10 protein-coding genes are annotated in these 13,712 nt (G+C 65.2%); 5 read left to right on the forward strand and 5 right to left on the reverse strand.

The annotated features are described in order from the left end of the window. Positions 1–18: 18 nt before the first annotated feature. Complete coding sequence (gene thrC / locus GR158_RS08735) at positions 19–1,416, reverse strand: threonine synthase (protein ID WP_371731634.1); 1,398 nt, start codon at positions 1,414–1,416, stop codon at positions 19–21. 253 nt (positions 1,417–1,669) lie between these two features. Here thrC and GR158_RS08740 point away from each other — a divergent pair, with 253 nt between their 5' ends. After that, positions 1,670–2,233, forward strand: coding sequence for a hypothetical protein (locus GR158_RS08740; RefSeq protein WP_160870957.1), 564 nt, complete (start codon positions 1,670–1,672; stop codon positions 2,231–2,233). A gap of 70 nt (positions 2,234–2,303) precedes the next feature. Here the strand turns inward: GR158_RS08740 and GR158_RS08745 are convergent, their stop codons facing one another. Both GR158_RS08745 and GR158_RS08750 read right to left on the reverse strand, forming a co-directional pair. Then, the gene (locus GR158_RS08745) at positions 2,304–2,993 is read right to left on the reverse strand and encodes an HAD family hydrolase (protein WP_160870777.1); all 690 of its coding nucleotides are present in this window, start codon (positions 2,991–2,993) and stop codon (positions 2,304–2,306) included. A gap of 215 nt (positions 2,994–3,208) precedes the next feature. Continuing rightward, positions 3,209–4,867: a VWA domain-containing protein gene (locus GR158_RS08750; protein ID WP_371731635.1), complete on the reverse strand. Its 1,659-nt coding sequence runs from the start codon at positions 4,865–4,867 to the stop codon at positions 3,209–3,211. Positions 4,868–5,090: 223 nt separating this feature from the next. Between GR158_RS08750 and GR158_RS08755 the strand changes: the two genes are divergently transcribed. Beyond that, a complete protein-coding gene (locus tag GR158_RS08755; protein WP_134648856.1) occupies positions 5,091–6,221 on the forward strand; it encodes a site-specific DNA-methyltransferase in 1,131 nt (376 codons plus the stop codon). A gap of 322 nt (positions 6,222–6,543) precedes the next feature. On the opposite strand, the gene GR158_RS08760 is transcribed toward GR158_RS08755, so the two are convergent. Both GR158_RS08760 and mutY read right to left on the reverse strand, forming a co-directional pair. After that, entirely contained in the window at positions 6,544–7,161 is a 618-nt protein-coding gene (locus tag GR158_RS08760; protein WP_160870779.1) for an HAD family phosphatase, read from the reverse strand. Next, complete coding sequence (gene mutY / locus GR158_RS08765) at positions 7,158–8,252, reverse strand: A/G-specific adenine glycosylase (RefSeq protein ID WP_160870780.1); 1,095 nt, start codon at positions 8,250–8,252, stop codon at positions 7,158–7,160. Before mutY ends, GR158_RS08760 begins: the two co-directional genes overlap by 4 nt. Before the next feature lie 161 nt (positions 8,253–8,413). On the opposite strand from mutY, the gene GR158_RS08770 reads away from it, so the two are divergent. The 3 genes from GR158_RS08770 (at position 8,414) to smc (ending at position 13,694) form a co-directional block, all read left to right on the forward strand. Further along, the gene (locus GR158_RS08770; RefSeq protein ID WP_160870781.1) at positions 8,414–8,920 is read left to right on the forward strand and encodes a DUF721 domain-containing protein; all 507 of its coding nucleotides are present in this window, start codon (positions 8,414–8,416) and stop codon (positions 8,918–8,920) included. Positions 8,921–9,191: 271 nt separating this feature from the next. Next, positions 9,192–10,010 carry a DsbA family protein gene (locus tag GR158_RS08775; protein ID WP_134648853.1) on the forward strand — a complete coding sequence of 273 codons (819 nt, stop codon included), beginning with the start codon at positions 9,192–9,194 and terminating at the stop codon, positions 10,008–10,010. A 219-nt stretch (positions 10,011–10,229) separates the two neighbouring features. Beyond that, complete coding sequence (gene smc, locus GR158_RS08780; protein ID WP_160870782.1) at positions 10,230–13,694, forward strand: chromosome segregation protein SMC; 3,465 nt, start codon at positions 10,230–10,232, stop codon at positions 13,692–13,694. Positions 13,695–13,712 lie beyond the last annotated feature (18 nt).

Below are 13,712 nucleotides of genomic sequence, written 5' to 3' on the forward strand. Positions count from 1 at the left end.
CATGCGCACTTTCTGCGTTCAGTCCCGCGCCCGCGTGTGTTTGCCGATGAAGTCTTCCACCGCATCGAGCTCAGCACCGAGCACGTCGAACCGCTCTTCCCTTTGCATCAGGTCAGCAAGCCACGACGGAAGCGCCGGGTCAATACCACTCGCGGATTTTACTGCGGCGGGGAATTTCGCCGGATGCGCGGTGGCGAGCGTCACCATCGGCGAACCGGGCTTTTCATGCTTGGCGGCAACGAACACGCCGATCGCCGAATGAGGATCGAGCAGATAGCCGGTCTCGGCCAGCGTGGTCTTGATGGTCCTGGCGACCTCCTTCTCGGTGGCGCGGCCGGCACGGAACTTCTTGCGGATCGTCTTCAGCGCCTTGTCCTCGATCTCGAAGGCGTTGGACTGTTTGAGGCTTTCCATGGCGCGGCGCACCGCCCCCGCATCGCGATCGAGGGCTTCGAACAGCAGGCGTTCGAAGTTGGAGGAAATCTGGATGTCCATGGACGGCGAGGTGGTGGCCTTCACACCCTTGATCTCGTAGCGGCCGGTCTTCAGCGTGCGGGCGAGAATGTCGTTCTCGTTGGTGGCGATGACCAGCTTGTCGATCGGCAGGCCCATGCGCTTTGCGGCATAGCCGGCGAAGATGTCGCCGAAATTGCCGGTCGGCACGGTAAACGAGATCTTCCGGTCCGGCCCGCCCAGCGCGACGGCGGTCGTGAAGTAATAGACGATCTGGGCCATGATGCGCGCCCAGTTGATCGAGTTGACGCCGGACAATTTCACGCTGTCGCGGAACTTGCCGTCGTTGAACATCGCCTTCACGAGGTTCTGGCAGTCGTCGAAATTGCCCTTGATCGCCAGCGCGTGGACGTTCTTTTCCGTGGAGGTCGTCATCTGGCGCTGCTGCACCGGCGAGACCTTGCCTTCCGGGAAGAGGATGAAGATGTCGGTGCGCTCGCGGCCGGCAAAGGCATCGATGGCCGCGCCGCCGGTATCGCCCGACGTCGCGCCGACGATGGTGGCGCGCTCGCCGCGGACGGCCAGCGCATGGTCCATCAGCCGCGCCAGCAGCTGCATGGCCACATCCTTGAAGGCGAGCGTCGTGCCGTGGAAGAGCTCCAGCACGAAGGAATTCGGGCCTGTCTGGACGATGGGTGCGATCGCCGGATGGCGGAACGTGGCATAGGCCTCGTCGATCATCGCGCGGAACTTGTCGGCGGGAATATCGCCTTTCACGAAGGGCGAAAGCACGGTGAAGGCGATGTCCTGGTAGGACTTGCCGCGCAGCGCGCGGATGTCCTTCTTGGAAAAGGTCGGCCATTCGCGCGGCACATAGAGGCCGCCGTCACGGGCAAGGCCCGCCAGGAGCGCATCGGAGAAACCGAGGGAAGGGGCCTCGCCCCGCGTCGAAACATAGTCCACGTTCACACGTCCTTGGAATGGTTGGGCTGCGGGGCTTTGCCTGCGGCCGTTCGTGACGATGCCGTTCTGTCCGGCCCGCCGATGGCGGACCGTTCGAAATTCTGCGGGCGATTTCATTCGACAATCGATTTTTCCCCACGCCGCTGCTATAGACCATCGCCTGGGGTCGTGAAAAGGCCCGTAAAACGAGTTCCGAAAGGCTTGGACGCCGGAGGCGGGGCCTGATCGCAGGGGTAGACGTAACGTGTTTGGAATGACAATCCGCCGCTTTCTCGGCATCACCCTTCTCGCCACCGTCGCCGGTTGCAGCCAGTCCGACAAGCCTGTCAATCTCGGCGTGACCAGCGATCCCTCGGGCGTCGAGGCTGCAACGCAGAAGCAGACGCAGGTCGCCGTCATTCAGGGCTCGTGCCCGCAGGTCTACCTGCAGGATGGCACGGCCGTGCTCCAGCGTTACGCCAGGGGCGCCAAGGATGACCCGCAGAACCTCGCCTACCAGGTGACGCTTGCCGACACGACGCGCCAGTGCACGATCAATTCCAGCCAGCTCACGATCACCGTGATGGTGCAGGGCCGCGTCGTCGTCGGCCCCGCCGGCGCCTCGGGCACCGTGAACGTGCCGATCCGCGTCTCGGTGCTCGATGGCACCAACACGCTCTACTCCCAGCTGGTGCAGTACCCGGTTGCCATCCCGGCCGATGGCTCGGCGGGCCAGTTCGTCTTCAAGCAGGACAATATCGCCGTTCCCGGCGGCTCCGGCGGCTTCACGAAGGTCTATGTCGGCTTCGAGGACGGTCCGGCGAAGAAGCGCAAGTAAGCGCCTTCCAGACAGAAAAGGCCGCGGTCGATCAGGACCGCGGCCTTTTTGTTTCCGGCAATCCGTACCGTCAGATCGCCTCGCTCCATTCGGCCAGTGCCGCGATGACGCCCGGCAGCTCCGTCATGCGGGAAATGACGGTTTCCGCGCCGGCTTCCGTCAGGCGGTCGGCATGGGAGGGATAGGTGTGCGAGGCGCCGGTGAAGCCGACGACGCGCATGCCGGCGGCGCGGGCGCCCGTAATGCCATGCACCGAATCCTCGACGACCAGCGTGCGCGCCGGATCGGCGCCGAACTGCTTTGCGCCATGCAGGAAGATATCAGGCTTCGGCTTCACCTGGTCCGGTCCGAGGTCCTTCGCCGAGTAGATGTAGGGGCCGAAGACCGGCTTGAGGCCGACCTTCGTCAGCATCATGTCGAGCCGGTGCGAGGAGGAGTTGGAGCAGATGCAATAGGGCTTGCGGATGCGCGACAGCATCTGCTTCACGCCGTCGATCACCTTCACCTCCGCTGCCAGGCGTGCATCGAGCAGCTTTTCCGACTTGTCGAGCAGCGATGCGGAAAGCGGGATGGCGGCCTCGCGCTCGATGGCGAGCAGGATGTTCTGCCAGGTCATGCCGGCAAAGCGCTCGCCCATCTCTTCCACGCTGATCGGATAACCGGCCTCCGTCAGCAGCCTTGATTCCACTTCCGCGGCGATGATTTCCGAATCGACCAGGACGCCGTCGCAGTCGAAGATGATGAGGTCGAAACCTTCCATGATGGGCTGTCTTTCAAACTGTCGGCGCCGGCAGGCGCATCACGCCTTGCTTGCCGAAACCGGGAAAAGATCGGAGGGGGCGGGCAGGCCCGCACGGTCGCTCGTTCCCTACACGAAAGGGCCCTGCCGGACAATTGCGAATTCCGGGACCGACCCATGCAGGTTCAGATCGCTTGCGGCGTGCCCAGCCGTTTTGGATAGGCTGCCCGTCAGTCCTATTCCACCGTCACTTCGGAACGCTCGCCGGCCTTCACCGTGGCGGGCTTCTCCTTCGGTGCAATGTCGCCCTCATACTTTACGGCGATCACGTAATCGCCGGCCGGCAGGGTCTCCTGCCATTGGGCGTCATAGCTGTTGGAAACGGATTTGCGATTGCCCTGAATGTCCTTCTGGGCGCTGAAAATCTCGATGAAGTTCGCGCCGGGCGCGGTGATCGCCAGAACGCCGGCATTGAGGTTGACCGATACATTGGCCATTTCCCCGGCCTTGATCGTGAAGGGGATTTCGGCCGTCGCCGCGCCGAGCTTGGCCGTCAGGACGTGATCGCCGGGCGGCACGTCGATCTTGCTGCCGGTGCCGTAATTGTAGCCGATCTGCTTGCGCGTTCCATCGATGGCCTTGTTGGCGGCCACGACCTCGAAATAGACATCGCCGGAATCGACGGCCGGCCCGCCCTCGGCATAGATGGCGCTGTTCAGCACGGTGCCGGAACCCACGATGAGGTCGTGTTCCAGCTGCTCGCCCGCCTTCAGGGTGACGGTCTCCTCGACAGCGGTCGGGCCGATGGACCCCTTGAGTTTTACAGGGCCCGCGGCGGCATAGAACTTGGACGTGCCGTAATAGGTGGTGGTGTAGTCGCCGAAGGCGACGTCGACGCGGATTTCGCGGTCGTCCTCTGCGGCATCGGACGTGCGCTTGGGATGCACGATCACGGTGCCAGCGTCGAAATTGACGAAAGGCCTGGCGACTTCGCCATCCTTCACCTCGAACGCGACCTGTTTTTCGATGACGCTGTCAAGCTTGGCGACGGCGACATATTTGCCGGCCGGGAAATTCGCGGAATAGGCGCCCTTGTACTCACTCGTCAGGTCGTCGCCGGTGCGCTGGCCGTTGTCATCGGCCTTGTAGACCAGCCATTGCACATGGTTGTCCTCACCGATCGATGGCCCGCCTTCCGAAAGCACGCTGTCGAAGAGTGTGTTGAATTCGACCGCCGGTTTGGCTTCGACCACCTCTTCCTGCGGCTTGGACATCGGCGCTTCGGCAACCGTCGCGGTGAGCGCGGCGACGAGCTGGGTGGCGTCCGAAGCCTGGAAATATTTGCCGCCGGTGTTTTCGGCCAGACACGCGACCTTCTTGCCTTCCTCCGCCGTCAGTCCGAAGCCGACGACATGGGTGGTGAAGTCGACGCCCTTGCTCTCCAGCGCCGAGGCGAGCGCGCAAGGGTCGGCCTCGCAGGTCTCCAGCCCGTCCGTGACGAGCACGACCGTCGCCTTGTCCTCGGTATATTTCAGCGCCTCCGCCGCCTCTTCCACGGAGCGGGTCAGCGGCGTCTTGCCCTTCGGGTTGAGGCCGGCGACGAATGCGTTGATAGCATTCTCGGTGCCGGCACCCGGCGTCACGGCAAGTTCGATGTCGCTGCACGAACCCTTCTCGCGATGACCGTAGACCATCAGGCCGAGCTCGGAGCCCACGGGAACGGATTTCAGCACCGTTCCCAGCGTTTCGCGGGCGATGTCGATCTTCGTGCGTCCGTTGATCTGGCCCCACATGGAGCCGGAGGCATCCAGGACGATCATCGTCTTGTCGGCGGCGATGGTCTGGGTGGCGGCAAGAAGCCCCGCCAGATGCAGGAATGCAGCTTTCAGTCGCACATTTCTCTCCTCGTGATGTCGGGGGGCTCCCGCGCCGATTGCGGCGATATCGGAAAAAGACGTTCGACGGCGGCCGTTTATTCGCATGTGCTTGAATGATGCCGAAATCCCGTCTCGACGCGGTTTCGGCTTTTTCTTCAGGGCCTTCAGCCTTTGGTAACCATCTTCGGTAACCATAAGCCCATCAAGTTCAGTTCCCAGTAAGCGTATCAGCGAGTATCAAATGCCATCTGTTCTTTCGCTTGCCGACGTCTCCCGTTCGCCCCGCAAGAGCGTGTGGCTCGACACCATCATCAAGGGAGACTGCGTCGCCGCGCTCGAGGCGCTGCCCGACCAGTCCGTCGATGTCATCTTCGCCGATCCGCCGTACAATCTCCAGCTCGGCGGCATGCTGACCCGGCCCGACCAGTCGCAGGTCGATGCGGTCGACGACGAATGGGACCAGTTCGCCTCCTTCGGCGCCTACGATGCCTTCACCCGCGCCTGGCTGCTGGCCTGCCGCCGCGTGCTCAAGCCCTCTGGCACCATCTGGGTCATCGGCTCCTACCACAACATTTTCCGCGTCGGCGCCACCTTGCAGGACCTCAACTTCTGGATCCTCAACGACATCGTCTGGCGCAAGACCAACCCGATGCCGAACTTCAAGGGCCGCCGCTTCCAGAACGCGCATGAGACGATGATCTGGGCCACCCGCGACCCCAAGGCCAAGGGCTACACGTTCAACTACGATGCCATGAAGGCCGCCAACGACGATGTGCAGATGCGCTCGGACTGGTTGTTCCCGATCTGCAGCGGCGGCGAGCGCCTGAAGGGCGAGGACGGCAAGAAGGTGCATCCGACGCAAAAGCCGGAAGCGCTGCTTGCCCGTATCCTGATGGCCTCCTCCAAGCCCGGCGACGTGGTGCTCGATCCGTTCTTCGGCTCCGGCACGACGGGCGCCGTCGCCAAGCGCCTCGGCCGCCACTTCGTCGGCATCGAGCGCGAGCAGGCCTATATCGATGCCGCCCGCGAGCGCATCGAGGCCGTCGAACCCCTCGGCAGCGGCACGCTCTCCGTCATGACCGGCAAGAAGGCCGAACCGCGCGTCGCCTTCAACACGCTGATCGAAAGCGGCCTGATCGCACCCGGCACCGTGCTGACCGATGCCCGTCGCCGCCACAGCGCCATCGTACGTGCCGATGGCACGCTCGTGGCAGGCAACGACGCCGGCTCCATTCACCGCGTCGGCGCCAGGGTGCAGGGCTTCGACGCCTGCAACGGCTGGACCTTCTGGCACTATGCGGAAGGCGCCGAGTTGAAGCCGATCGACGATCTGCGCGCCATCGTACGCGCACGGATGGCCGGCCTCGAATAGGCCTGTCCAGGACTGAAAGACCGTTTCTCCAGCTGCGGCCTCCGGTGTTCCCTGCACCGGGGGCTGTGGCTTTCAAGGGACGGAAATCTTTTGTGTTTCGGCCTCGTGCGATTCAGACGATGTTAACCAACGCGCGCTTACTTTGAAGTCGACAAGGACATCAGGCCAAGCGGCGGAAATCGTTGCGAAAGCCACGGCCGAACAACCGGCCAGGCAGGCCGGATATCGCTTTTCCGGTTTTTGTACCTTCAGTCCCGGAAATGCGAAAACGCCCGGAGCTCCAAAGGCTCCGGGCGTTTCGGTTTCAGGCGCACTCTTTAAATTAAAGAGCGATGCCGTGGGCGGCGAGGTCCGCCTTCAGCTTTTCCGGATCGGTGAACAGCACGGCGTGCCAGCCGGCCAGGCGCGCGCCCTCCACATTGGCCGGCGCATCGTCGATGAACAGCGTGTGGGCCGGCGACAGGCCGAAATCGCGGCTGTGCTTCTCGTAGATGGCGATGTCGGGCTTGATGAGGCCGATCTCGCCGGACACCGTGACGCCGCGCGGCATGTCGAGGAAGGGGAAGAGCTTGCGCGCCTCCTTGAACGTATCGGCCGCGAAATTGGTCAGCATCGTCACGTCGCGGCCCTCCTGGATCAGGGCCTCCATGATCGCCACGCTCTCCACATAGGCATGCGAGACCATCTCGTGCCAGTGTCTGCGGAAGGCGCGGATGTGCTCGATGCGATCGGGATGCGCCTCGATCAGCAGGGCCTCGGCGTCCGCCCATGCCCGGCCGCGATCCTGTTCCAGGTTCCAGTCGTGCGTGCAGACATTGCTGAAGAACCAGTTGCGCTCGGCATCATCAGGGATGAGGCGGGCGAAGGGGATATGCGGATCGTAGTGAATCAGCACCCTGCCGATGTCGAAGACGATATGTCGGATTTCGATGCTGCTCATGCTTTCCTCGCCGTTTCGAATGCGTCGGGTATCGCTTGTTTTATGGCTTTCTTCATGACGGTCGGCAGGGCCTCGCCGTCGAGTGTCTCCCTGGGCTGCCACCATCCTTCGCCGACCGCGGCATCGCGCGATGCCTTCGAACGATAGACGGTCAGCCGCAGCTCGAAATGCGTGAAGACGTGCACGACCGTGCCGCAGGCCTGCCATGCAGCCGCAAACGGGGCCGCCCCGGTGCCGGTGTCGCCATCGATGCGCGCCGTCCATTGGCTGCCGGGCACCTCCGTCATGCCGCCGAGCAGGCCGCTTTCCACCCGCTTGCGCAGGAAGATAGCGCCCGTTTCGTCTTCCGCCACAAAGGCGGCACCCAGTCGCACCGGCTTCTCCTTCTTGGCGACCTTGCGCGGAAAAAGTTCCGGATCGTCCTGCCCGAGCACCCGGCATTGCGCGTTGAAGGGACAGAGCGCGCAGGCCGGCCGGCGCGGCGTGCAGATCGTGGCGCCGAGGTCCATCATGCCCTGGGCGAAATCGCCGGGCCGGTCCTGCGGCGTCATCGCGGCGACCAGCGCCCGCATTTCCGGCTTGGCGGCGGGCAGGGGCGTTTCGATGGCATGGAGGCGGGAAATGACACGCTCGACATTGCCGTCGAGCACGGCGCTGTGGCGGTTGAAGGCGATGGCGGCGATCGCGGCGGCTGTATAGTCGCCGATCCCGGGCAGGGTTTTCAACCCTTCCTCCGTATCGGGAAACACCCCGCCATGCTCGAAAGCGACGGCTTCGGCGCATTTCTTGAGGTTGCGCGCGCGGGCGTAGTAGCCGAGCCCGGCCCAGGACTTCATCACGTCCTCATTGTCGGCCTTCGCGAGATCCGTGACCGTCGGCCAGCGCGACGTGAAGAGGGCGAAATAGGATTTCACCGCCTGGACGGTCGTCTGCTGCAGCATGACCTCCGACAGCCACACGCGGTAGGGATCGGGCGTCTCGCCGCGCGCCGCCATCGGCGGGCTCACCCGCCAGGGCAGGTCGCGGTGGTGCCGGTCGTACCAGGCGAGGAGCAGGTCGGCGAGCGCCGTCGTTCGGTGAGGCTTGGTCATGATCGGCCTGAACGGGGTCGGATCGCCCCTCATTGTATCGCTGAATCGGCGCAAAACCCTGCACACTTTTGCTGGAATTGCTCTATAACTGGCGGAGTGGTCCGCGCTCTTCAAGGTGCTTCGCGGACATGGCAGGAATATTTTCCCGCAAGGGGTAAACCGTGAACAACAAGGCGTCAAGACGCGGCATCGTGCAGATCAGCGAAGTCGCCAACGGTCTCATCGACCCGGTGCTGGCCAAGCGTGCCGGCATCAACACGATGCTTCTGGGCTCGTGGGACGAGATTGCCGGAACGCAGTTTTCCGACTGCACGCGGCCTGAACGCATTTCCTGGCCGCGCCGGGCCTCGGAAATGGCGGGCGAGGGCGGCGGCCATCAGCCGGGCGTGCTGACCATTGCCTGCGAGGGCGCCCGCGCGCTCTTCCTCAGCCACCAGCAGGGCGAGATCATCCAGCGCATCAACGGCTTCTTCGGCTTCCCGGCGATCAATCAGGTCCGGATCGTCCAGAAGCCGGTCAGCCAGCAGTCGCGCCACCGCGCAAGGCCGCGCCCGCTGACCGGCGAGGCCGCCCGCCATCTCGACGGCCTCGTCGAGGGCATCGAGGGCGATGCCCTGAGGGCGGCGCTGAAGCGGCTCGGCACGGCGGTGCTCGGCCGGCGTCGCTAAAGCATTTCCAGCCGAAGCGGAATCGCTTCGGCGTTGGACGATGCGGGAAGAAAAAATGATAGGGCACGCCCGGTGAGCCTGTGTTCGCCGGACGTGCCCGAGAACCATCGAACGGTCACAATTCTTTGAAGTTACTGGCCCCCACGCAGCTTGTTCGCGCCCCAAAGCAGGTATATCGGGAGTGCGAAGAGCAATTCTTGCGAAAAGACTTGAACCGTCTTTCCTCAAGAATTGCGTCCGTCCCAAGAATTTCCATCCCACAGGAGAGACCATGTCCCTTTCCGAAATGAGCCTGATGAAGCGCCTTCTCACCGGCGTTGCCGTAGCAGGGCTTGCCGTGACGCTCGCCGCCTGCTCCGACGAAAAGAAGGAACAGGCCGCGCAGGATCCGGCGGCCACGCAGTCGACATCGACTGAAACCACGGGCTCGACGACCTCGGCCGCCACGACCGGAACGACGGAGGTCGCCCAGGCCGACACGGCGACGGCCGCGCCCGCGGAACTGCCGACCGCCGAGGGCGATGTCGACATGGCCGAAGTGCTGAAGCCCGGCGCCCTGCCGGACATGGCCCTCGGCGAAGCCAACGCACCGGTGACGATCGTCGAATACATGTCGACGACCTGCCCGCATTGCGCCGCCTTCCACAACAATACCTTCGACGCGATCAAGACGAAGTACGTCGATAGCGGCAAGGTCCGTTTCATCGTCCGCGAGTTCCCGTTCGATCCGCGCGCTGCCGCAGCCTTCATGCTGGCCCGCTGCAAGCCGCAGAACCCGGCCGAGCTGACGGACGCCGCGCAGTATTTCCCGATGATCTCCATGCTGATGAAGCAGCAGGAAGTCTGGGCCGCCGCGCAGGATGGCCGCGAAGCGCTGCTGCAGATGTCGAAACTCGCCGGTTTTACACAGGAGAGCTTCCAGGCCTGCTTGACGAACCAGAAGCTTCTGGATGATGTGAACGCGGTACGGGAACGCGGTGCCAAGGAATTCGGCGTCGCAGCGACCCCGACCTTCCTGATCAATGGCAAGCGCTATTCGGGAGACATGTCGGTTGGCACCATGTCGGCCCTCATCGACAGCATGCTCTGATCCTTCGACCGGATTGACGGCGGGCGACGGCGGAAGCCGTGCGCCCGCTTTTTATTTTTCGCCGGCATCCGTGGCTCACCCCCCTCTGCCCTGCCGGGCATCTCCCCCACAGGGGGGGAGATCGGCTTGGAGCAAGGCGGTGCCACGATTCAGTCTCCCCCCTTGTGGGGGAGATGGTAGGCAGGCCAGAGGGGGGTACCGCACCCCCAAGGCAGCCGCATGAAGTTCAACAAGCTCCGCCTTCTCGGCTTCAAGTCCTTCGTCGAACCCACCGAATTCGTCATCGAGCGCGGCCTGACCGGCGTGGTCGGCCCCAATGGCTGCGGCAAGTCGAACCTCGTCGAGGCGCTGCGCTGGGTGATGGGGGAAAACTCCTACAAGAACATGCGCGCGTCCGGCATGGACGACGTCATCTTCTCCGGTTCCGCCAACCGTCCGGCGCGCAACACCGCCGAAGTCGGCCTCTATCTCGACAATTCCGACCGCACGGCGCCGGCCGCCTTCAACGACGAGGACGAGATCCAGGTCTCGCGTCGCATCGAGCGCGAGAACGGCTCCATCTACCGCATCAACGGCAAGGAAGCGCGCGCCAAGGATGTGCAGCTGCTCTTCGCCGATGCCTCCACCGGCGCCCGCTCGCCTTCCATGGTGGGGCAGGGGCGGATCGGCGAACTCATCCAGGCCAAGCCCCAGGCCCGCCGCCAGCTGCTCGAAGAGGCGGCCGGCATTTCCGGCCTGCATTCGCGTCGCCATGAGGCGGAGCTGCGCCTGCGTGCCGCCGAAACCAATCTCGAACGGCTCGACGATGTGACCTCGCAGCTCGAAAGCCAGATCGAGAGCCTGAAGCGCCAGTCGCGCCAGGCCAATCGCTTCAAGGCGCTGTCGGCCGATATCCGCCGCCACGAGGCGATGCTTCTGCACATCCGCTGGGTGCAGGCGAAGGAGGCAGAGGGCGAGGCCGAAAGCCAGCTCAACCAGGCCACATCGCTGGTTGCCGAGCGGGCGAATGCGCAAATGCAGGCCGCCAAGGATCAGGCCATCGCCAGCCTGAAGCTGCCGGAGCTGCGCGAGAACGAGGCGAAGCTTGCCGCCGCGCTCCAGCGCCTCCAGATCGCAAGAGCCCAGCTGGAAGAAGATTCCGCCCGCCTGCTGCGCCGCCGTGACGAACTCGGCCGGCGCATGGCGCAACTCGCCGAGGATATCGTGCGCGAGGAGCGCATGGTGGCGGACAATGCGGCCGTACTCGATCGACTTCTCGTCGAAGAGGATGAAATCCGCGAAATTCTGGCCGAGGCCGACGAGCGTGCCGAGGCCGCCCGCGAGACGATGGACGAGGCGGCGGCGAAGCTTGCGACGAGCGAAGCCGCCCTTGCCGCCGTTACCGCCGAGCGCGCCGAAGCCCAGGCCGTGCGCAACCAGCTGGAAAAGGCGATCCGCGATCTTTCCGAGCGCCATCTGCGGCTCGGCCAGCAGTTGGATGCGCAGGCGCGCGAGCTTGCCGACATGGATGCGCGCATCGCCGCACTGCCGGACCCGGAAGAGCGCCGCGCCGCCGTGCAGGAGGCCGGGCAGGCGCTGGAAGCCGCCGGCGAGATGCTGGTCGCCGTCGAGGAGGCGCTGGAGGAGGCCCGCTTCGGCGAAGCCGCCCTGCGCGGTCCCGTCGACACGGCACGCGCCCGGCTGGCCGGCATCGAGACGGAAGCCCGCACCATCCGCCGCATGCTGGAGGCCGGAACGAGCGCGGGCTCTTCTGCGCCCGTCGTCGAGGATGTCGCGGTCGACCGCGGCTATGAAACGGCGCTGGGCGCCGCACTCGGAGACGATCTCGAATCGCCGGCCGATGTGGATGCGCCCGTTCACTGGCGCGCGTCGGGCGATGCCTCCGCCGATCCGGCCCTGCCGGGCGGCGTGCCGTCTCTCATTTCTCATGTCCGCGCGCCCGCGGTCCTGCACCGTCGCCTTGCCCAGGTCGGGATTGCCGGCGGCGTGGAGGAGGCGCTGGGTCTCCTGCCGCAGCTCCGTCCCGGCCAGCGGCTGGTGACCCGCGACGGTGCGGTGTTCCGCTGGGATGGCCACGTCACCGGTGCCGATGCGCCAAGTGCGGCGGCGCTGCGCCTGGAGCAGAAGAACCGCCTGGCCGAACTGGAAGTCGAACTGGACGACGCGCGGGCGGCGCTTGCGGATGCCGAGGCCGACCTTGCCCGCGCCGCCGAGACGATCCGCGCCGAAATGCAGCGCCAGCAGGCCGCCCGCGAGGCGCAGCGCGTCGCCACGCGCGCGCTTGCCGAGGCCCGCGAGGCGCTGGAGACGGCCGAGCGCGCCTCCGGCGATCTCATCCGCCGTCGCGCCGTTCTCGGCGAGACGCGCGCGCAGATCGAAGGGCAAGTGGAAGAGGCGGCGCAAGCGCTCGAGGATGCCCGCGCAGCCCTTGAAGACGCGCCCGACCTTTCCGATCTCGACCTGCGCCTGCGCACCCACACGATGGATGTCGCGACCGACCGCGCGACGCTTGCGGAAGCCCGCGCCGCCCATGACGGCCTCGCCCGCGAAATGGCCGACCGCCGCCGCCGCCTGATGGCGATCGCGGCCGAACGCGAGACCTGGACGACCCGCGCCACGAGCGCCGAAAACCACATCGCCACGCTGCGTGAGCGCGAGGCGGAAGCCCGCGAGGAAATGGAGGAGCTTGCCGAGGCGCCCGACGAGATCGAGGAAAAGCGCCGCGAGCTGCTGACCGGCCTCAGCAATGCCGAGGCCGCGCGCCGCGAAGCCGCCGATGCGCTTCAGGAGGCCGAAAACCGCCAGCGCGAGGCCGACCGCGTCGCCACGACCGCGCTCTCGCAGCTTGCCGAATCGCGCGAAACCCGCGGCCGCGCGGAAGAGCGCCTCGTCTCGGCGCGCGAGCGCCGCATCGAAGGCGAGACGCGCATCCGCGAGGCGCTGAACTGCGCGCCGCACGAGGCCCTGCGGCTGACCGGCCATGCCGCCGGCGCGCCGCTTTCCGATCCGCGCGAGACCGAGCGGGACCTCGACCGTCTCAGGATCGAGCGCGAGCGTCTCGGCGCCGTCAACCTGCGCGCCGAGGAAGAGCAGCGTGACCTGTCCGAAAAGCTCGATGCGATCGTCACCGAGCGCGAGGATATCATCGAGGCGATCCGCAAGCTGCGCTCTGCCATCCAGAGCCTGAACCGCGAGGGGCGCGAGCGCCTGCTGGCCGCCTTCGATGTGGTGAATGCGCAATTCCAGCGCCTCTTCACCCACCTGTTCGGCGGCGGCACGGCGGAGCTCCAGCTCATCGAGAGCGAGGATCCGCTGGATGCCGGGCTGGAGATCCTCGCCCGCCCGCCCGGCAAGAAGCCGCAGACCATGACGCTGCTTTCGGGCGGCGAGCAGGCGCTGACGGCCATGGCGCTCATCTTCGCCGTCTTCCTCACCAATCCCGCGCCGATCTGCGTGCTGGACGAGGTGGACGCGCCGCTCGACGACCACAATGTCGAGCGCTATTGCAACCTGATGGACGAGATGGCGGCCTCCACCGAGACGCGCTTCATCATCATCACCCACAACCCCATCACCATGGCCCGCATGAACCGCCTCTTCGGCGTCACCATGGCCGAACAGGGCGTCTCCCAGCTCGTCTCCGTCGACCTCCAGACCGCCGAACAGCTGCGCGAAGCGTCCTGACATCAGGAACAATAAACT

Source organism: Shinella sp. AETb1-6 (genome assembly GCF_009826875.1).
In the GTDB taxonomy this organism is placed as follows: Bacteria; Pseudomonadota; Alphaproteobacteria; order Rhizobiales; family Rhizobiaceae; genus Shinella; species Shinella sumterensis.

Excerpts from the sequence above, each read along its gene's own strand:
- GR158_RS08775 (WP_134648853.1), top strand. The coding sequence starts at position 9,192 with ATGTCCCTTTCCGAAATGAGCCTGATGAAGCGCCTTCTCACCGGCGTT.
- GR158_RS08740 (WP_160870957.1), top strand. The coding sequence starts at position 1,670 with ATGACAATCCGCCGCTTTCTCGGCATCACCCTTCTCGCCACCGTCGCC.
- GR158_RS08760 (WP_160870779.1), bottom strand. The coding sequence starts at position 7,161 with ATGAGCAGCATCGAAATCCGACATATCGTCTTCGACATCGGCAGGGTG.
- GR158_RS08755 (WP_134648856.1), top strand. The coding sequence starts at position 5,091 with ATGCCATCTGTTCTTTCGCTTGCCGACGTCTCCCGTTCGCCCCGCAAG.
- GR158_RS08745 (WP_160870777.1), bottom strand. The coding sequence starts at position 2,993 with ATGGAAGGTTTCGACCTCATCATCTTCGACTGCGACGGCGTCCTGGTC.
- smc (WP_160870782.1), top strand. The coding sequence starts at position 10,230 with ATGAAGTTCAACAAGCTCCGCCTTCTCGGCTTCAAGTCCTTCGTCGAA.
- mutY (WP_160870780.1), bottom strand. The coding sequence starts at position 8,252 with ATGACCAAGCCTCACCGAACGACGGCGCTCGCCGACCTGCTCCTCGCC.